The 19,565-nt window shown below is 62.5% G+C and carries 18 protein-coding genes; 8 read left to right on the top strand and 10 right to left on the bottom strand.

What is annotated here, in order from left to right:
- Window positions 1–4 precede the first annotated feature (4 nt).
- The 4 genes from XH85_RS37220 to XH85_RS37205 all read left to right on the top strand — a co-directional run bounded on the left by XH85_RS37220 (window position 5) and on the right by XH85_RS37205 (window position 4,484).
- Window positions 5–1,072, top strand: coding sequence for an anti-sigma factor domain-containing protein (locus XH85_RS37220; protein ID WP_128935899.1), 1,068 nt, complete (start codon window positions 5–7; stop codon window positions 1,070–1,072).
- Window positions 1,073–1,306: 234 nt separating this feature from the next.
- The gene (locus XH85_RS37215) at window positions 1,307–2,266 is read left to right on the top strand and encodes a helix-turn-helix transcriptional regulator (protein ID WP_128935898.1); all 960 of its coding nucleotides are present in this window, start codon (window positions 1,307–1,309) and stop codon (window positions 2,264–2,266) included.
- Between the two features lie 116 nt (window positions 2,267–2,382).
- On the top strand, window positions 2,383–3,609 hold the full coding sequence (locus XH85_RS37210; protein WP_128935897.1) for an NAD(P)/FAD-dependent oxidoreductase: 1,227 nt from the start codon (window positions 2,383–2,385) through the stop codon (window positions 3,607–3,609).
- Window positions 3,610–3,992: 383 nt separating this feature from the next.
- A complete protein-coding gene (locus XH85_RS37205; RefSeq protein ID WP_128935896.1) occupies window positions 3,993–4,484 on the top strand; it encodes a hypothetical protein in 492 nt (163 codons plus the stop codon).
- A gap of 367 nt (window positions 4,485–4,851) precedes the next feature.
- On the opposite strand, the gene XH85_RS37200 is transcribed toward XH85_RS37205, so the two are convergent.
- A complete protein-coding gene (locus tag XH85_RS37200) occupies window positions 4,852–5,823 on the bottom strand; it encodes a c-type cytochrome (protein ID WP_245473851.1) in 972 nt (323 codons plus the stop codon).
- Window positions 5,824–6,145: 322 nt separating this feature from the next.
- Complete coding sequence (locus XH85_RS37195) at window positions 6,146–6,775, bottom strand: ParB/Srx family N-terminal domain-containing protein (RefSeq protein ID WP_128935895.1); 630 nt, start codon at window positions 6,773–6,775, stop codon at window positions 6,146–6,148.
- Between the two features lie 281 nt (window positions 6,776–7,056).
- Here XH85_RS37195 and XH85_RS37190 point away from each other — a divergent pair, with 281 nt between their 5' ends.
- Entirely contained in the window at window positions 7,057–8,199 is a 1,143-nt protein-coding gene (locus XH85_RS37190) for an MBL fold metallo-hydrolase (protein ID WP_128935894.1), read from the top strand.
- 738 nt (window positions 8,200–8,937) lie between these two features.
- On the opposite strand, the gene XH85_RS37185 is transcribed toward XH85_RS37190, so the two are convergent.
- The 3 genes from XH85_RS37185 to XH85_RS37175 all read right to left on the bottom strand — a co-directional run bounded on the left by XH85_RS37185 (window position 8,938) and on the right by XH85_RS37175 (window position 12,123).
- The gene (locus XH85_RS37185) at window positions 8,938–9,237 is read right to left on the bottom strand and encodes a hypothetical protein (RefSeq protein WP_420837858.1); all 300 of its coding nucleotides are present in this window, start codon (window positions 9,235–9,237) and stop codon (window positions 8,938–8,940) included.
- A gap of 110 nt (window positions 9,238–9,347) precedes the next feature.
- Window positions 9,348–9,758: a phasin family protein gene (locus tag XH85_RS37180; RefSeq protein ID WP_128935893.1), complete on the bottom strand. Its 411-nt coding sequence runs from the start codon at window positions 9,756–9,758 to the stop codon at window positions 9,348–9,350.
- A 574-nt stretch (window positions 9,759–10,332) separates the two neighbouring features.
- A complete protein-coding gene (locus tag XH85_RS37175) occupies window positions 10,333–12,123 on the bottom strand; it encodes an adenylate/guanylate cyclase domain-containing protein (protein WP_128935892.1) in 1,791 nt (596 codons plus the stop codon).
- Window positions 12,124–12,474: 351 nt separating this feature from the next.
- Between XH85_RS37175 and XH85_RS37170 the strand changes: the two genes are divergently transcribed.
- The 3 genes from XH85_RS37170 (at window position 12,475) to XH85_RS47075 (ending at window position 13,205) form a co-directional block, all read left to right on the top strand.
- Window positions 12,475–12,684, top strand: a complete 210-nt coding sequence (locus XH85_RS37170; protein WP_084299007.1) for a YgaP family membrane protein — start codon at window positions 12,475–12,477, stop codon at window positions 12,682–12,684.
- Window positions 12,645–12,902 (top strand): RNA polymerase sigma factor, encoded by a 258-nt coding sequence (locus XH85_RS47080; RefSeq protein ID WP_338025584.1) that lies wholly within the window; start codon window positions 12,645–12,647, stop codon window positions 12,900–12,902. Before XH85_RS37170 ends, XH85_RS47080 begins: the two co-directional genes overlap by 40 nt.
- Window positions 12,903–12,977: 75 nt before the next feature.
- Entirely contained in the window at window positions 12,978–13,205 is a 228-nt protein-coding gene (locus tag XH85_RS47075; protein ID WP_245473849.1) for a sigma-70 family RNA polymerase sigma factor, read from the top strand.
- A 1,223-nt stretch (window positions 13,206–14,428) separates the two neighbouring features.
- Here the strand turns inward: XH85_RS47075 and XH85_RS37150 are convergent.
- The 5 genes from XH85_RS37150 to XH85_RS37130 form a co-directional block, all read right to left on the bottom strand.
- Complete coding sequence (locus XH85_RS37150; protein WP_128935890.1) at window positions 14,429–14,629, bottom strand: hypothetical protein; 201 nt, start codon at window positions 14,627–14,629, stop codon at window positions 14,429–14,431.
- A gap of 294 nt (window positions 14,630–14,923) precedes the next feature.
- The gene (gene flhA / locus XH85_RS37145) at window positions 14,924–17,062 is read right to left on the bottom strand and encodes a flagellar biosynthesis protein FlhA (protein WP_164939326.1); all 2,139 of its coding nucleotides are present in this window, start codon (window positions 17,060–17,062) and stop codon (window positions 14,924–14,926) included.
- A gap of 353 nt (window positions 17,063–17,415) precedes the next feature.
- Window positions 17,416–17,718, bottom strand: coding sequence for a copper-binding protein (locus tag XH85_RS37140; protein WP_128935888.1), 303 nt, complete (start codon window positions 17,716–17,718; stop codon window positions 17,416–17,418).
- A gap of 15 nt (window positions 17,719–17,733) precedes the next feature.
- Window positions 17,734–18,189: a cupredoxin domain-containing protein gene (locus tag XH85_RS37135; RefSeq protein WP_164940391.1), complete on the bottom strand. Its 456-nt coding sequence runs from the start codon at window positions 18,187–18,189 to the stop codon at window positions 17,734–17,736.
- A gap of 49 nt (window positions 18,190–18,238) precedes the next feature.
- The gene (locus tag XH85_RS37130) at window positions 18,239–19,558 is read right to left on the bottom strand and encodes a copper oxidase (protein WP_128935886.1); all 1,320 of its coding nucleotides are present in this window, start codon (window positions 19,556–19,558) and stop codon (window positions 18,239–18,241) included.
- Window positions 19,559–19,565 lie beyond the last annotated feature (7 nt).

Here is a 19,565-nt window from a genome sequence, read left to right as displayed (position 1 = left end):
AGTGATGGCCTACACGGAGGACCATATCGCGCTCGCCGCGGAATATGCGCTCGGTACGCTCGACGCCGACGAGCGCGCGCAGGTCGAGACCATGATGGCGGTGGACGAGGCGTTCGCCGAAATCGTGCAGGCCTGGGCCCATCGGCTCGGCGTCCTCAACCAGATGGTCGGCTCGGTCGAGCCGCGTCCGATCGTGTGGGAGAACATCAGGTCCGAGATCGCGCGCACGGCCCTTGCGCAGGAGCCACCTGCGCTTGCTGAGGCTTCGCCGCTGCCACCTCCGCCCATACCGGAATTGCCCTCGCCGGAGACTGCGCCACCGGAATCCGCGACGGAGGGCGTGCAGTCCCCTGAGCCGCAGCAACCCGAAGCGGAGCAGCCGGAGCCGTCGCGTCCCGAGCCCGACGCCATCCCGGACATCGCGCCGCAGTTCATCCCGCAGGTCCATGCCCCCGATCTCAACGTCGTCCGTGCGCCGCAGGCGCCGGTCGTCGACGATGACAACGTGATCCGTCTCGAAGGGCGCGCGAAGCGCTGGCGCAACATCGCATCCGCCGTCGGCGCGCTTGCGGCCGCGCTGCTCGTGACGCTGTCGCTTCAGATCCTCCTGCCCGATGCGCTGCCGGGCGCCTTGCGTCCTGCGCCACGCATCCAGACGGTGGAAGTGAAGACACCGGCCGCGCCGCTCACCGCCTCGGCGCAATATGTTGCTCTGCTGCAGGGCCAGGGTGGCGGCCCCGCCTTCATCCTCACCGTCGACGGTGCGACGCGCAATTTCACGGTACGGAAGGTCGGCGCGACCCCGGAGCCCGGCAAGAGCTTCGAGCTCTGGCTGATCTCCGACAAGCTGCCGCGGCCGCGTTCGCTCGGCGTAATCGGTGCGAGCGATTTCACCGCGCGCCCGCTGCTCGCTTCCTATGATTCCGACGTCGTCAACGGCGCGACCTACGCCGTCACCGTCGAGCAGGCCGGCGGTTCGCCCAATGGCCAGCCGACTTCGGCGCCGGTGTTTTCCGGCAAGCTGATCGAGACCGTGCCGCCCACGCAGCCGCCGGCGCCAGCGAAGAAGTAGGTGTCGTAGCCCGGATGGAGCGCAGCGCAATCCGGGTCCACCGTCCCGCATTCCGCTCTGCTCCATGCGGGCTACGAGCAAAAATTGTCGTCACGGTCCACCCCGCCGTCGCATTCCGACAAGTCCCGCCGATTCCGACCGCGATTTGAACCTGCCTGCACTTGGCGGCGTCAAATCCCCGGAATTTGCAGTCGGCGCCGCCGATCATGGTGCCGGAGAGGGGCTAGAAATCAGATGGATGCAGCGAGAACGCCAGGCATCTTCGTTCACCAATATGCAGGCCTGCCGCAGGGTGCGGCGTTCGAGCATTGGCGCGAGCGGGCCTTCGGGTCCTGCGGCCTCGATATCGGCCCGAGCCAGGGCGAGAGCATCGACTGCCGGATCCAGGTCAGCGTCGTCGACAACATTGCGCTCGCCATTCCCGAAGGCGCTTCCGCACAATATTCACGCACGCAGAGCCACCTTGCCGACGGCAGCGACGATCTTGTGCTGATTGCAGCACATGCGGGCCTCGTCCGCGTCGGGCAGAACGGCCACACCGTCGAGCTCGCGCCGGCGCAGATGGTGCTCGTCGACATGAGCATCACCGGCACCGTCGGCCACACCGACGAGGAGCGCTTCACCACCATCCGCATGCCGCGCCGCGCGCTGCTCGACATCAATCCGCGCGCGGAGGACAAGCTGTCACAGGTGCTCTCCGACGGCGCGGTCGCCGAGACCATCTTCCGCTACCATGCGCTCGCCGCCAATCAGGCGCCGCATCTCGATGCCGTCGGCCAGCGCCTAACCGCGCAGCACATGGTCGATCTCGTCGGCCTCCTGCTCGGGACCGACGCCGAGCATGCCGGACTTGCGCGCGGACGCGGGCATGCCGCGGCTCGTCTCGATCTCATGCGCGCCGACGTGATGGCCGCGCTCGGCCGTAACGATCTCTGCCTGTCCGAGATCGCGACGCGCTCGGGCCTCAGCCCGCGGCAGGCGCAGCGCCTGTTCGAGCAGGCCGGCACGACCTTCACCGAATTCGTGTTGGAGCAGCGCCTGCTACAGGCCCGCAAGCTGCTCGGCGATCCCCGCGCCAGGGCGCGCAAGATCAGCGACATCGCGCACGCCTCGGGCTTCGCCGATCTGTCCTATTTCAATCGCGCCTTCCGCAAGCGTTTTGGCGCGACGCCGTCGGAGCTGCGCGAGGCGTAAGTCGCGATTTTGTGCAGCGGTGCGGCGCTGCCGTAGTTGGTGGATGCGGGCTGTTGAGCTATATCTACCTGCGCGGGCAGACCGCGGGATTGCTTTGGAAGGTAGTGTAGGCGGACATGGCGCGCATCGTCGTGCTCGGCGCCGGGTTTGCAGGCCTGTGGGCGGCCATCGGTGCTGCGCGCAAGCGCGACGAGATCGGCGCGAGCGGGCAGGACATCGAGATCCGCCTCATTGACCGCAATCCCTATCACAACATCCGCGTGCGAAATTACGAGGTCGACCTCGGCGAGGTTGCGCTACCGCTGCCCCAACTGCTCGATCCGATCGGCGTCAGCCATGGTCTCGGCGAGGTTGAAGCCATCGATCCGGCACATCGCGAAATCTCGCTGGTCACCAGCGGCGGCGAGGAGACGTTGCACTATGACCGCCTCGTGCTGGCGCTCGGCAGCGAGGTGATGCGTCCCGACATTCCAGGCCTTGCCGAGCACGCCTTCGACGTCGACACCTATGCTGCGGCACTTCGCCTCGAGGATCATCTCGTCTCGCTCGGACGCAGCGCCCCGTCGCCGGGGCGTGCGACGGTCGTGGTGGTCGGCGCCGGCTTCACCGGCATCGAGGTCGCGGCCGAGATGCCGGCCAGGCTGACGCGTGCGGGCATCAGCGGCAGCCGCCGCATCATCCTGGTCGATCCCAATCCGGCGGTCGGCGCCACCATCGGCGCGCAGGCGCGTCCCGTGATCGAGACGGCCTTGGCCTCGCTCGATGTCGAGATGCGGCTCGGTGTGCGCGTCGTCTCGGTCGAGGCCGGCGGCATGCACCTGAGTTCGGGCGAGTTCATTGCGGCGCAGACGGTGATCTGGTGCGCCGGAATGCGTGCAAGCCCCTTGACGGCGAGCCTTCCGGACGCGCGCGATCGCTTCGGACGCATTCTGGTCGATCCCTTCATGCGGGTTGCGGATGTCGGCGGCGTGTTCGCGGCCGGCGACGTTGCCTCGAGCGTGATCGACGGGCTGCATCCGACCGTGATGTCCTGTCAGTTCGCGCGGCCCATGGGTCGCTTCGCCGGCCACAACGTGGTGGCCGATCTCGCCGGCCTGCCGATGTTGCCGCTGCGGATCGACTGGTACGTGACCGTACTCGATCTCGGTGCCTGGGGCGCGCTCTATACCGAAGGCTGGGATCGCGAGGTGCGCGCCACCGGCGCGGCTGCGAAGGTAACCAAGGAGACGATCAACCGCAGGCGAATCTATCCACCGCTCACAGGCAGCAAGGACGAACTCTTCGCTGCCGCCGCGCCGACGGTGCAGGCGCCGCCGCCGACTTATGGGGCGCCGCGTCGTTGAGCTGCTCGTGCGCCCTTCAGCCAGTCGAAACGAAACGTAGGCGACGGACTCGCACGGTCGAAATCGCCACGACCACGGAAGAGACCCGCTTTGCAACAGCCTCGCGTAGATGAGCGCAAGCGTTCAAACCAGAGCATCATCGGACATGTTGGAGCTTGTAGTCGGCAGCGCCTGGGGCGAACAGCTCCAGCGCGGCGGCTGCCGGCCTTCGTCCGCTCCGGGGCCCTAAGCCGACCTTGCCGCTAGCTGCCGAGAGGTCGGCAATTGACCCCCATAAGGGACTTTCGACCTCCCAGCGTTAACTCGGTATTCGGGTGCGCTTGCACACTCTAGTTTGCCCCTTCCATCGAGCGTAGAGTGCACATCCAGTAGAGAGGGAGGGCATGATGAAAACCACCTTTCTTTCAGCACTGATCCTTGCACTTTCGACGAGCGCCACCTTCGCACAACAGCCCGCGCAGTGCCGAAGCTTTGAGGCGACAATTGCGCTACAGATGACCAAAGAAGGTTGCTTAAGTCAGATCGACCTTTGCACCGTCGGAACAGTCATGAGCAACGAGCCCGCTCTAAGCGGCGCAATGTGGTTTTTCACTGCGCACGGAATGGCCGAGACAGCAGGACTGCCTTCGTTGCCCAAGACACTGCAATCTTACGCGGGAACGGTGGTAGTCACGGCAAAAGGGGGAACGTTCACGACCACCACTGCCGGCATGTACGATACCGAGTCCCAGGCCTTCAGCCAACTGGATAAGATCGTCAAGGGAACCGATCGTTTCGGCAACTCCACCGGCCGGCTCATTTTACTCACAGGCATTGGTCGCCAAGGCGGCGGATTTGATTCGCACGCTCGCGGCGAGTTGTGCGTGAACGAGTAACGAGCGCTGTCCGCGAAACTGATATGGGGCTCGTGCCACCGCTCGCCGAAGCCCCATTTGATGACTCATCGCGCCACCCATTGGGCACTGCCGGCTCTCGTCGAGAGCAGCGCCCCCCTACCGGCGACAAGCTCTGCAATCCGCGCTCATCGCGCAGAGGCGCAGCGATCGACGCGAGAGTGCGGCACTGCCGCGCGGTCAGCTCTCTTCTCGAACTGCATGGCCCCTAGTGGTCACAATCTCGCACTTGGTACCCGGTTCACAGGTCGGCTCGCGTGGGCGGTGAGCCACCCTTTAGGTCGATCACGGCCAGCTCGGCTTTCGCCTTGGCGACTTCGCGCAGGTAATCCGGCATCGGCCCGTCGACTCAGGGCTGAAGGGACGCCGCGTAGGCGGCTAGCGCCACCATGTCGTCGAGCGTCAGCTTGCTCACATTGGCCGCCATCAGCGGGCTCCATGGACCGGCCCGCGTGCCGTGCTGAAAATCGTAGAGTTGCCGCACGAGGTAGCTCGGCGAGCGTCCAGCGAGGCCGGGGATCGGTCCCACTCCGCTCAGTTCGGGCCCATGGCAGATCGTGCATGGCGCGCTCTTTCCGTTGCCGCCGGTGGTAGCGAGTTGTCGGCCCTGTTCGACGCTCCCAGGCGGCACGTAGGCGATGAAGTGCGATCGCGCGTCGCGCATCTCGAAGTGCTCCAGATCCTCCGGAACCTCGATGATGCGACCGGCGATCGGCTCCATCTCGCCGCCCGGTAAGGCCGCGAGAAACCACCCGGCGACACGGGTCTTCGGTACGGTGGCGGTCTCCACCACCTTGATCACTGCCCGCGGCTTCAACCCGGAGAAATAGGCCGCTGCCTGTTCGATTTCCGTATCGGTAATGCCCCTTGCAGTCTTGATCATCAGCTGCGGCGGGATTCGTTGCGGGACGGAGGTCGTCCGCGCGCCGCTTTTGAAGTCGGCCATCTGCTGAACGATGTACTGTGCGGAAAGGCCGGCAATGCCGCTATTTTCCGGCCCGCCCGGCCCATCCGCCCGGTGACACACGCCGCACGCCATTACGTCCGGCTTGCGGCCATGAGCGACGATATCCGGCAGCGGCGGGTGGTCCGAAGGATGCCAATCGAGGGCGAAGAATAGATCTCGTGCCTGCGTGAGCGTGAACGCGGCAGTGCTGTCGGGAACATGCCGCGGCGCCCCATCGTCGGGCTGCACTTTGAAATCCGGCGGGTTTACCGGAAACGCCCAAGCGGGCGGCGCATCATCAGCTTGCGTCCACGTTGTGAGCGGCGCGGCGGACAGAGCTAGGCCAAGCCCCAATCTCACGAGGATCGCTTTCATAGTCCGCCTCCTCTTGAGTTCCTCCCCCGGTTGGTGGACTGGTCGCCATCCCCAAACTCGACCATACGCTGTTAAGTCTGCGCCCCCGAAAGCCGATACGCAACTTGTCCGGCGCGTGCCCGATTGCGGCAAAGGGCCGCTTTGGGTCGAGACGGGCCGCAATCGGCGGGTACCAAGTCTCAGATTTTGTTGACTGGAATTGACTCCATCAATGCCACCCGCCACCGACGAGTTGTCGGCTCTTGGCGTCATTTCGCTGCGCTGCGGTCTTTGGTCGGTATCGGGGCATAGCGGACATCGAGCCGCACCAATCAATCTCGACTTATGAGACGCGTCCTAGATATTCGGCGCAGATCGCGGCGAGCGCATTGCCTTGCGGCGATCGATTGGGATTGTCCGGATCGCGCGGCTTGGTCGCCTTGGCTATCGCGCGCTCGACGATCCCGAATTGATCGCCGTACAGAATGAACGTCATGTCGCGGAATGGCGACCGATCACCGTCCGGCAATTCCGGCATTTGCTCAAGCTCGCCGACGCCGACGGACAGCCGCGATAGCTCGTCCTCGGTAATGCCGGTCAGTGAGATCTCGAAACCGCCCTCGACGAGGTCGGCCAATTCGAGCCGCAGCATCTCGTCGTCCCAATCGCTCGCATCGGTCAGCCGATTATCGGCGATGACATAAGCGCGCTTTTGCTGATCGGTCCATCCGCGCGCCACGATGACCGGGACCTCGCTAAATCCCAGCAGCTTGCCGGCGGCAAGGCGCCCATGGCCGGCGAGAACCATGCCGTCATCGGCCGCGAGGATTGGCATGGTCCAGCCCCATTGCCGGATTGACGCGGCGATTTGCTCGATCTGCTCGGCCGAATGCCGACGCGAATTGCGCTCATAGGGCCGCAAACGCTCAATCGGCCATGTTTCCACAGCCGGCTTGCTCGCCAGTGCATCCATGATTTGCTGCCTGAAGGGTGGTTTATGGCCCGGAGCTAGATTGAGCACTCCGATCGTAGATCAGATGAGACGAGCGCACTCTTGCCGTCGACACTTGGCTCCGTCTCGCCCGTGCCGAATGACACTCGCTACTGGGTCCAGCCCGGGATAGGATGCCTTTGATCCTCAATGTGCGGGCTGCCAGACGCTGGCGTGCTTGGCACCCCAGCGCCTCCGCCCTGGAGCGCGTTTCCGCGTGATGCCTTGTGGCAGGAAAGGCCACGCAAGGGGAGGATTTCACCATGTTGACTTGCCAATGCAACGCAATTCATCGACGCGATGTGGTATGCGGCGGCGGTGCGGCCCTGTTCAGCGCCATTGTGGCGACGCTGATCGGTAGTGGGAAGCCGGTACGCGCAGAAACTATCGCCGGTAAGGTTCCGGAGATCGACCGTGTGGCAGTGCGCGTCGTGATCGACAGCTATCAATTCGCTGTCGCGCCAAGCCGGAAGGTTTCCGATATTGAGATTGAACACTTCGGCTGGGGCATCGGCGGTGGCAAGCCGCCGGGTAAGACACTGATCAGTGAGTTCGGCCTGTCGATGCACGTTGAGTCGCGGCGCGGCACCGAAACACGACATGTCCTGGTCGACTTCGGCTTCACACCGGACGCGCTGGTCAACAACGCCAATCTCGTCGGCATCGATCCGGCCGCGCTCGACGCCCTTGTCTTGAGCCATGGTCACTACGATCATTTTGGCGGTCTCGCCGGCTTCCTAAAGGAAAACAACGGCAAGCTCAAAGCCAAGCTACCGATTTACGTCGGTGGCGAGGAGGCATTCTGCTCCCGCGAATGGACGGCTCCGCCGGTGCGCGGCGATTTCGGGGCCCTGGATCGCAAGGCGCTGGAAGGCGCCGATGTTGCGGTGACCTATGCAGCAGGACCGGCACTCGTCGCCGATCACGGCTTCACCACGGGTCACATCGGCCAGACGAGCTTTGAGAAGCTGCTGTCCCCCAGCGCCATGAAGATCGGCGTGGACGGCGGCATTGGATGCTATGCCGACAAGCTTCCCGAGGACGAACGGACGAAGGCTGTCATCCCGGACCAGTTCCGGCACGAGATCGCCACCGCATTCAATCTAAAAGGCCGCGGGTTGATCGTGTTAACCTCTTGCAGCCATCGCGGGGTAGTCAACGCGATCAAACAAGCGCAAGCGGCGTCGGGCATCAGCAAGGTTCATGCGGTGATCGGCGGCTTCCACCTCGCGCCCTATAAAGAGGACTATGTGCGCGACACGATCACAGCGCTGAAGGGTATCGACATCGACTACGTCGTTCCACTGCACTGCACTGGTGAGCCGTTCTACGAAATGGCAAAGGCCGAGATGCCGAGCAAGCTCCTGCGCTCCTACACGGGTACACGCTTCATCTTCGCTGCCTGAGCAAGAAGGACACACGCAATCCTAGCACTTGCGGCCGCGAACGGTGGCTGGGTGAAGGGCTGCGCCATAGCGAACGGGCGATCGATTTGCATTTTTCGAGGAACCAAAGCCCGAAAACGGGGTCCCGAAATACGCAAAAGGCGCGCGGTCCCGCGTACCCGCGTCGCGAGGGCAGGCCCAAAGTACCTTTGAAAGCTTAGGCGCCGCCGGCCCGGCGCAAGATCACTGCTAGCGCGGCGAGTAGCGCCCGCGGTAAAGCCGGCTGCATGGCCGCCCGCGCTAGGCGATCAATCCTTAAGCCAACGGCTCTGGCTAACTCAGCGCACCTACGCTTGTCGCTTTCACCTAGCTAGGCTGCTTTCGGGCACTAAGCGGACATTAACTAGCAGATAAGACCCGCTGATTCTGGTCGAAGATGCCCCTTCTGCGACCTCGGGTGATGTCTGCATTTCCCCCGCTGTTGAAGCTTGCGGAGTCCTAGGCCTCGCATCGGCGGCGCGCTGCCCAGATCGCGCGCTCCTTTCAAAGCATTCCAATCAAAATAAAGAGCCCAACCTCGGCCAGGAAAGTGACGCTCATGATGGCGACCGTAAAGAACACGTCGCTCGCCGATAGCGGGTTCATGAATGTCTCGCACCTTGTCCCGGCCGAAATCCATGAGCCGGTCATGCAGCTTGCGTCTGAAGACCGCCGGGACCGAGACAAGGTCAACAGTTGGGGTACTTTCGGGAGCCGCCGCTATGACGGCGCGATCCGGATGCCCGGCTCGTCGACCCAGGCTTCCCGCGCAAACCACGCGTGATCGGTGCGGCAGATTGGACAACGGGTGCGCGAGAAAAACACCGCGCGGCGCCCAAAGTTCTCGCGATCAGTCTGGATACCGGTGGGAATCGCGTGTCCGGTTTGCGGACATTTGACCATGACCATTCCCATGTTGCCCTTCCCTTGCGCTTTGTCTTTGTTGTAGTTTGCAGAAAAGCGCCGGCCGGTTGGAATGCGCCTCTTGTCGGTGCGCGGTACTAGGGGGGCATCGCGCAACTTGTTGATCGAGCATGGGGCAGTGGGGGGCGTGCTCGCTCAGCTCGGCGTGCTCCAACCGGCCGGATCCCTCCTCAAACGAATCTGGATGTGAAATTGAGCGCGCTTTTTTAGCCGGCGCCTTGGTGGAGAACCCTGGTGAAGTGCTTCCTGATCGGCTCACCCGTTTCCGTCGCGAGCTTCTGGGCAAGCGCCCACAATTCCTTGTTCTGGTCGGAGGCGGTGTCGAACGCCTTGCGCGCTTGCGCCGCCGACAAGGTATAGACATCGGTCGCTGACTTGCTGCCGAACAGATGGACGAAGAAATCGAGCGCAGAAGCGGCATTGGCGTTTGAGATTTCGAGCACCTTGAGCCCGTAGTCGGTCGTGCATCTCGCATTGCTCGAATAGGTCTCGCGCAGCGCCTCCGCCATCTCTTCCGAGGCGGCCTTGATCTTCTCGCAGCCTTCCCGTGCGCGGGCGAGGCCTTGCTCGGCAAGCTCGCGCCCCACGCCCGGCAAGGCGGCCTTCGAGAAATCCAACCATGGCATCCCGAAAACATTCGTTCCGTTCGGCGTCAATTTCATTTCGCTTTCACTCACGCAACATTCCCTTTCTCAAGCGAAAGCATTCCTCGCAACGCTCGCTTGCGTCACGAGAGCTCACGCTCTGTGTTCGATCAGATTTTGGATGAGCCTTGAGTTAGCCCCGACCCATACGACTTTGTGCTAAGAGAAAACGGGACTGTCGGTTCGGTTTGCGACTCTCGCCCAAACTTTTTTTGAGATTGTCAACACAAACGAAGGTATATGTGAGGAGTGCTGTGCATAACAGGAATATCCCAAGGGTTTGGGAAGTTCCGCGTTGCAAAGGAGGCCGGCGCTAGCTGCGTTGGGATGCGCTACGTTCGAGCAACAACGGACATCACGCAACGTGCCGTTGAGGGCGGTCCGGACTTCGCATCAGCGATCCTTTTGACCGCTGCAGACGCGGTGGTCGATGTCAGCTTCTGGCTCTTCTCGACCGCCCACGAAACTTGCTCGATGTCGGCTGTCAGAGGTGATCCCGACGTCATCGGCACGGGCCCAAATCTCCGCTCGTGACCCAACTCCGACATCACCCCTCTGGCACCCCGGCCATGCGCATACCCTCTAGGATGCGCTCGCGTTTGACGAGGTACGTCGGATTGTTGCTCGGTGTCTGGCGTTGGAACCGGTGGATGGTGAACCCTGAATTGAGTGCAAGCCCCGCCTGCGCAACCGCCCGTGCCTCGTCCAGCGACCCAAGCAGTGCCAGCGCCGCAGCGAAATGGAAATGCGCGAGTGGGAAATTGCGGTTAGCCTCGATGCTCCGGCGTAGCCACGCGACCGCCTCGGCGTTGGCGTTCAGATGAACGCTCGCGAGGCCTGCCCACATCATCCATCGGTGGGCGAAGACATCGCGGGGAGAGAGGCGCAGCGCTTCGTGGACGTGGCCCTCGGTCTCCCCGGGGCGATCAAGAATATGCTTGGCAAGACCGATCCAACCATGAGCGTTAGCTAAATTTCTGTCCAGTGCCAGCGCCTGCTCGCATTCAGCAATACCTTGGGCCGCGCGGCCCGTAAAAATATACACCGCGCCCAGATACAGGTGGGCCGGCGCATATTGCGGAGCTAGAGACAAAACCTTGATCAAGGTCACCTCGGCCGCCGCGAGGGGCATGGCCCGGTCGTCAATAGAAAAGTTAGCGCCCCGATTAAAGTCAACTATTGCCGTGCCAACCAGTGCTTCGATACTGCCTGGATCGAGCGCCAAGGCACGTTCGAAAAAGCCGCGCGCTCGCGCCAAGTGTTCGTTGGACAGCCCCTTATGTAAGCAAGCGGTGCCCTGGAAATACAAGTTCATCGCATCGGGATGCAGCGAACGTTCCGCGCGCCGCGCCTCGGCCGCGACTAGCTGGGCATCCAGCGTATTGGCGAGCCGTGATACGATTTCGTCCTGCATATCGAACAGGTCGGCGACAGGCTTGTCGAAGCGTTCGGCCCAAAGGTGATTGCCTGTTTCGGCGTCGATCAGCTGCACGTTTACTCGAAGTCGGTTGCCGCCACGCTGCACCGAGCCTTCGAGCACGTAGCGGACGTTCAACTCGCGCCCGATTTTCTTGACGTCTACGGCTTTGCCCTTGAAGGTGAAGGCCGTGTTGCGGGCGATGACGAACGAACTGCTGATGCGCGATAGATCCGTGGTCAGGCTCTCGGTCACGCCATCAACGAAATAGTCTTGCTCAGGATCGCCTCCGATGTTCGCGAACGGTAGCACCACCATGGACAGACGCGGTGCTGAAAGGGCGCCCGCCGGCATGCTGCCGCCCCTCATCGCCGGGCCAAGCTCATCCCGGACCATGGCATAGGTCCGGATCGGGCGAGCGATGTTTTTGAGGTTCTGTTCGCCCAGATCGACGAACTCAACCCCGACCTTGCCTCGGACCTGATCGTAGGCAGAAGATGAGATGCAGATGCCGCCAGGTTCTGCGATGCTCTCGAGCCTCGCTGCAATATTGACGCCGTCTCCAAAGATGTCATTCGGCTCGACGATTACGTCGCCAATGTTGACACCGACCCGGAAAGCAATACGCCTATCCTCCACCTCAGCGCCTGTAAGTTCCTTGATGCGGTTCTGAAATTGCACAGCAGCGCGGACCGCTTCCACCGCGCTTGGAAACTCCGCCAAGAACCCGTCGCCCGTATTCTTCACGATGCGACCGCCGTGTTCGGAGATCGCGGGCATGACACTGTCCGCGAGCAGCGCTGTCAGTTTGGAATGCGTAGCCTCTTCGTCATGGTGCATGAGCCGCGAATAGCCAGCCACATCGGCGGCCAATATCGCCGACAGCCTGCGCTCCACCCGGAACGGCCGTTCTTCTGCCATGGCACGCAATCCAACCCACAGCACACTGTATGACGGACCAGGCGGCAATGCCAAGCGCGCCGTGACGGGATGCCCTCCCAGGCTGATGTCGGTTATTGGCCCTTCGCGACATTTGCACCGCCACCAGACCTCGGTCGCGAACGGGGCATAGCGGAAGTCGACGTACAGCCGAGTGTTGCAGATGGCGACGCTCGTGACCCGGAGCAGACCTTTTCACGCAGCCCGCCGACCGCCGGCTTTTGACGCCAGCCGAACTTAGACTATTTTTCGGAGCCGCGAACCGTTTCTCATTTTTTAAGCCTCTAAGTCTCTAGGGCGTCAGAAACGACGCTACAAAGGCAGGAGGTTGCTATGCTGTACAAGAAGAACGTGGCTGGCTGGGAAAGTTGGGTCCGGCTCTTGGCTGGGGCAATTATGATCGCTTGTGGGCTACTAGGCCTTAAAGGTATGCCCGTTGGATACCTGATCGCCGGTGTCGGGGTCCTGACCGCGCTTACAGGCGTTTTCGGATACTGCCCGGCATGCGCAGTAAGAGGTCGGAAGCTGCGCGCCGAACCATGAGCCCACCTTTTTCATCGCCGAGCACGTTGGAAGCGGCAATAGGCGGGGACGCTGACGCCATCCTGACGCTGCTCAAAACGTCGCAGCCCGACATACGCCGGTACGCGCGAAGAACCTGCCGCACGACAAGCGATGTGGAAGACGCGGTTCAGGAAACGTTATGGATCGTGTACCGTCGCATTGGTCGTCTCCAACGTGCCGGAGCCTTTTCCCTCTGACTTTTTCAGATAGTTCATCGAACCTGCTTAAGATTGGCAAAGCAGCATATAGGCCTTCCCGATGACGTCTCTTCGTTGGAAAATGACCTGCAGCGTTCGGAGAGGCCAGAATCAGAACTTCGCATCGATATAGCTGCCGCGATCCAGTCGCTGCCGAGCCACTACCGGCAGGTGCTCATTTTGCGGGATGTGGACGAAATGACGATCAGCGAAATAGCGCAATCGCTGGAGCTAACCCGAGAAACTGTGAAGGCTCGACTGCATCGCGGTCGAGCGCTCGTGCGTGAATATATAATGCGCTGAGGAGTCAAAATGTTCGCCAGCAGTTCACTCACCGAGCACCTTATCCGAGGTCTTGTCGGAATTGGAGCTCTCTCAACGGCGGTGTGGATCGGGACAGACGCAGGTTGGCCTGCAGTACTAGGTTCCGTCATTCTGGGGCTAGTATCATTAATGGCCTTTCGAGGATGCCCGGTCTGCTGGTCTATAGGCCTGTTTTCGATGGCACGCCGGTCGTTGGCCTCGCTGTAATCGGGTTCACTTCTGCTTATGGATTCCAATTCCAGAAATTTGACACAGAGGCTACTGATTGAGACCAACCCGAGTGGGCCCAGTTACAAGCCGTTGCGTTGCCTGACGGGCAAAACACCCCAGGCCAAGGGCAATCAGCACCACCAAAAATATTTCACTTTACCGAAATTCGGAAACGGCGTATGTGTCGCCGCAACCCGGGCCCAAGGAAGAGGGGTCGTATCGCGATCGTCACGAAGGCGGGCCGGGCGGCGGTGGACGCGGGTCACATCGGCGCGAAGAGTTTTGCAGGGCGGGTAACCGTGAGCAAAGGCCTCGCGCATACGACCGGTGTGATCGGCGTACGGCCAAATCGTGTCGTCCTGGCGCCCGGGGTCTGTGCGCCAAGTCTTGTGGTGATGTGGCGGCCCAACCGGGCACGTGCATCAGCCATCTGCAAGGCGACGGGGGCAATAGTGCATCGCTCCCCGGGGAGAGCACGACATACGCCGTTCCAACCACTGCGCAGGGAAGGCCGGGATGTCCTGGCTACACCTGTATGCCGCTGTGCAGATTTTCTCACTGCAATTTCGCACAGTGGACCGCGGGTGCCAGCGGGCTCCCGGTCTTCCCTGCGCCCTCTTTCATTTGAGGGTGAAGAGATAAAGCAAAGCTCGGGCGAAATGCGCCGCGAGGCTGCGAAGGTGTGTCTGCAATGAAGATGCGCTTGATGAAGCGGCCATGTCGTCCCACACTCCGTCATTGCGAGGAGCTCTTGCGACGAAGCAATCCAGACTATCTTCGTGGAGGGAGTCTGGATTGCTTCGCTGCGCTCGCAATGACGAGCTGGACGAGCGTGCGCTCGCAATGACGGGTACCCCAGACGTGAGAAAGCGCCCGTGGGGGGCGGGCGCTTTCTGTAGTCGACTTGGGGTTGGGGTCGTCTACATATCCACGTGGCGACTTTGGGGGGCTGGTAAAGAGCCGCGTGAATTCACAAAACTCGTCAGATCTCCTTAGCGAACGAGGGACGCGTTCGAACTGGTGATAACGACCGGCTTGTCGGCCTTGATGACGCGGGCGGTCTGGGTCAGACCTTCATCCGAACCCGTGCGTGCCGTAATGCCGAGGCCCGCCACCGCGATCCCTGCGACGAGGGCGACGACCACAATCTTCAAATGGGTCGCGCGATCAGCGCTGTAGATCGAGTGGTTCATGGAAGCCTCCTGCCGCCATCTACCCGAAGTAGTCGCCAGCCCTTTCAGGCCGGTTCATGCTTCCGGTGCCCAACAACCTAGTATTGGGAGGATTCGTTCCCAAGAGGCCATCACAAGGGCGTGAAAGAACGTGAAACGTCGCGATCAAAAACGCCCCTGGATCGTTCGATTATATAATTATTTCAAAGATGTAATGTGCCCGCGGGTTGCCTTTTCGATGCTTGGTCCACAAGGCGCCAGGAGCTGAAAAACCATTTGCCTGTGGCCGAAAAACACACGGCTTCTTAAGGCAAATCAGATGCTTCCGACCGTTTTCAACCTCGCCCTAGGGTGGATTTCGGCCTGCGACAGCACGGTGGTCTGGGCCCGGAACCGTTCCACCAGGGAACGCACGAACGGACGAATTGCGGCAGAGGTGACCAGCACCGGCGCCTCGCCTTCACGGGCGGCACGCTCGAAGGCCTCGCGCACGGCGGTCATGAACTCCGACAGTTTCGAGGGTTGCATCGCGAGGCTGCGCTCCTCGCCCTGGCCGATGATGGATTCGGCAAAGGCCTGTTCCCAGCGCGCCGACAGCGCGATCAGCGGCAGATAGCCGTTGTAGGAGGTGTTCTGCGCGCAGATCTGGCGCGCTAGGCGGGCGCGGACATGCTCGACCATGGTCGCGGGATTGCGCGAGAAGGCGAGCGAATCGGCGATGCCTTCGAGGATGGTCGAGAGGTCGCGGATCGAGATGCGCTCGGCGAGCAGGAGCTGCAGCACGCGCTGGATGCCGGAGACCGTGACCTGTCCCGGCACGATGTCCTTGACCAGCTCGCTCTGCTCCTTCGGCAGCTCCTTGAGCAGCTTCTGCACCTCGCCATAGGAGAGCAGGTCCGACATGTTGGCCTTGAGCAGCTCGGTGAGGTGGGTCGAGAGCACGGTCGCGGCGTCAACCACGGTGTAGCCTTTGAGCGAGGCCTCTTCCTTGAGGCTGGCGTCGACCCAGGTCGCGGGCAGGCCGAAGGTCGGCTCGGTGGTGTGGATGCCGGGCACCTGCACCTGGCTGCCGCCGGGGTCCATGACCATGAACTGGTTCGGCCAGATCTTGCCGGAGCCGGCGTCGACCTCCTTGATCTTGATGATGTAGGTGTTGGCCTCGAGCTGGACGTTGTCGAGGATGCGCACCGCCGGCATCACGAATCCCATCTCGATTGCGAGCGAACGGCGCAGCGCCTTGATCTGCTCGGTGAGGCGGTCGGTGCCATCGGGGCCGTTGACCAGCGGCAGCAGGGCATAGCCGAGCTCGATCTTCAGGTCGTCGATCTTGAGCGCCGCCGAGATCGGCTCTTCGGCTGCAGCCGCGCCCGGCGCACCCGGCATGCCCGGAGCAGGCGCGGCCTTGGCGGCTTCCTCCTTGACGGCGGTCTTCTTGTGGTTGCGGGCGTGCCAGGCCAGCGCGCCGGCGCCGGCGCCGAGCACGAGGAAGGGGATGGTCGGAATGCCGGGCAGGGCCGCCAGCACCAGCATAACCGCCGAGGACATGGCGAGGGCCTGCGGATAGCCGGAGAACTGCTTCATCAGCGCCTTGTCGGCGGCGCCGGAGACGCCGGCCTTGGAGACGAGCAGGCCGGCCGCGGTCGAGACGATCAGCGCCGGCACCTGGGTGACGAGGCCGTCACCGACGGTCAGCAGCGTGTAGCTGCGGCCGGCGTCGGCAAAGGACATGCCCTGCTGCGCCACGCCGATGATCATGCCGCCGACGACGTTGATGAAGACGATCAGCAGGCCGGCGATGGCATCGCCGCGGACGAACTTGGAGGCACCGTCCATGGCGCCGAAGAAGCCGCTCTCGTCCTCGAGCTCCTTGCGCCGCTCCTTGGCGACCTTCTCGTCGATCAGACCGGCAGAGAGATCGGCGTCGATCGCCATCTGCTTGCCGGGCATGGCGTCGAGGTGGAAGCGGGCGGCAACTTCAGCGATACGGCCCGAACCCTTGGTGATGACGACAAAGTTGACGATGATCAGGATGGCGAAGACGATGATACCGATGACGAAATTGCCGCCCATCACGAAGCTACCGAACGCTTCGATAACGTGACCGGCGGCAGCCGTGCCCTCGTGCCCGTGCGACAGGATCAGCCGGGTCGAGGCCATGTTGAGCGACAGGCGCAGCATGGTGGAGATCAGGAGAATGGTCGGGAAGGCGGAGAATTCCAGCGGCGCCTGAATGAACAGCGACGTCATCAGGATCAGGATCGAGAGTGTGATCGAGATCGCCAGGAACAGATCCAGCACGATCGCGGGCAGGGGGAGGATCAGCACCACCAGGATGGTGAGGATGCCGAGCGCCAGCGCGATGTCGCCGCGCTTGAGGATCGTGACGATCTCGTTGAGGGAGGGAATCGAGGGCCTTGCTGCGCCTACGCCCTGTCCTGCGGTGACGTCGACCATGGTAGCTGCCTCCCCGCGCGACTGCCGTCCGCGCGCCCCAAACGTCTGCGCGGCGGCCGAGGGGCCGCCGCTCCGAAAGTGAGGCACCGCACTGGCGTCCACGGGGGATCTCCCGTTCTACCCGGCTGACGACACTCGACTTCACCCGGCAATTTTTGCCCGGTGTATGGTTAGCAAAGGGTTAACGGAGGGCGCGACAGGAGTGCGGGGCGGGTGTTTTTGCCCCGTCATTCCGGAGCGCGCGTAGCGCGAACCCGGAATCCATCCTGCGGTAAGTGACGTGGAGACATGGATTCCGGGTTCGCGCCAAGAGGGCGCGCCCCGGAATGACCACAACGGAATGCCGAGGGCCCTTACTTCGCCTTCTCCATCTTCGTCACCGTGTACCCCGATGCCGCCTCCTCGGCCTCGAAGGTCACCTTGTCGCCGACCTTCACCTGCTTGAGCATCGCTGTGTCCTTGACGCGGTAGACCATGGTCATGGGTTCTTCCATGCCGAGGCTCTTGGCCGGCCCGTGCTTGAGCGTGATCTTGCCGGCGCCCTCGTCGATCTTCTTGACCTCGCCACTGATAGAGGCAGCCCCGGCTGCCAGGGCTCCAGTGGCAACGCCTAACGTCAGCGCCAGCGCTGCAGTGATACGGATGATGCGGTTCATGGGGGTCTCCATTGCTTACTTCACGGTGACGTGGCCGACCATGCCGTAGTCGCGGTGGTCGGGAATCAGGCACGAAAATTCGAACGTGCCGGCCTTGCTGAACTTCCAGAGAATCTCCGCTGTCTTGTTCGGGGCAAGTCGCACTCCGTTCGGATCGTCATGCTCCATGTGCGGATGCTTCTTCATCACCTCGGCATGCGCGAGATTCTCCTTAGGTGTGGCGAGCAGAAACTCGTGATCCTCCTTGCCGACATTGCGCAGCACGAAGCGGATCTGCTCGCCGCGCTTCACGTTGATGTTCGACGGCTCGTACGACATCTCGCTCAGCGCGATCTCGATGGTGCGCGCCGGCTTTTTGGGATCGCCGGGCTCGCCCGCTGAAAAGGACGTATGGCCGTGATTTTCGTGCGCACCGGCGGACGAGATCGAGAGCGCTGCCAGCGCGAGGACGAATGTGACGGTCTTCTTCATTGTAGTCTCCAGTTGGTGGTTCATCGAAACGCTCACATCTTCATGTGCTTCATCGGGGGCTGCCTGGTTTTTGCCGTGCCGGCTCTGTGGTTGGCGCCGTGACCTCGTAGGCGACGGTGCCTTTCGGGAATTGGTAGGGCCCGGGATCGCGATAGTCGTCGCGGGCGAGGTCCTCGCGGATCTTCATCACCGTGAACATGCCGCCCATCTCGATCGGCCCAAACTGGCCGGTGCCGGTCATCATTGGCAGCGTGTTGTCGGGCGCGGGCATCTCCATGTTGCCCATCGCCATGCCGGTCGAGCCCATCGCCATGCTGTCAGGCGCGAGCTTGCCGACGGCCTTGGCGAGATCCTTGCGTGATACGCCGATGAGGTTGCGCACATCGTGTCCCATCGCATTCATGGTGTGGTGCGACTTGTGGCAGTGGAAAGCCCAGTCGCCGGGATTGTCGGCGAGCACGTCGAACACGCGCACCGCGCCGACCGGAACGTCCGTCGTCGTCTCCGGATATTGCGCGCTCTCCGGAGCCCAGCCGCCGTCGGTGCAGGTGACCGCAAAGCTGTGGCCATGCAGATGGATCGGATGATTGGTCATGCTGAGGTTACCCATGCGCACGCGCACCTTGTCGCCGAGCCTGACCGGCAGTGGATCGATCCCGGGAAATACCCGCGCATTCCAGGTCCACATGTTGAAATCGGTCATCTCGTTGACATGCGGCAGATAGGTGCCGGGGTCGACGCGATAGGTGCTCATCACGAAGACGAAGTCGCGGTCGACGGGGCGGAAATTCGGATCGCGCGGATGCACGACGACCATGCCCATCATGCCCATCGCCATCTGCACCATCTCGTCGGAATGCGGGTGGTACATGAAGGTCCCGCTCTTCTTCATCTCGAACTCGTAGACGAAGGTCTTTCCCGGCTGGATGTGCGGCTGGGTCAGCCCGCCGACGCCGTCCATGCCGCTCGGAATGATCATGCCGTGCCAGTGCACGGTGGTGTATTCCGGCAGTCTGTTCGTGACGAAGATGCGGACCTTGTCGCCCTCCACCGCCTCGATGGTCGGGCCCGGTGACTGGCCGTTATAGCCCCACAGATTCACCTTCATGCCTTCCGCGAACTCGCGCACCACGGGCTCGGCGACGAGATGGAATTCCTTCCAGTCGCCGTTCATGCGGAACGGCAGCGACCAGCCGTTCAGCGTGACCACGGGGCGGTAGTCCGGACCGCTGATCGGATGCAGCGGCGGCTGCATCACAACCTTGTCCATGTGCGGGGCCTCCGGAATCGACGCGGCCTGGACGCGGCCGCTGATGGCTGAGGCGCTGGCAAGCGCGGCTGTGCCCAAAAATCCTCGGCGGGAAAACATGTCGGCC

It is taken from the genome of Bradyrhizobium zhanjiangense (assembly GCF_004114935.1).
GTDB lineage: Bacteria > Pseudomonadota > Alphaproteobacteria > Rhizobiales > Xanthobacteraceae > Bradyrhizobium > Bradyrhizobium zhanjiangense.
Note: the sequence above shows the minus strand (reverse complement) of the source record. Positions and strands in the feature narration are given on the sequence as shown.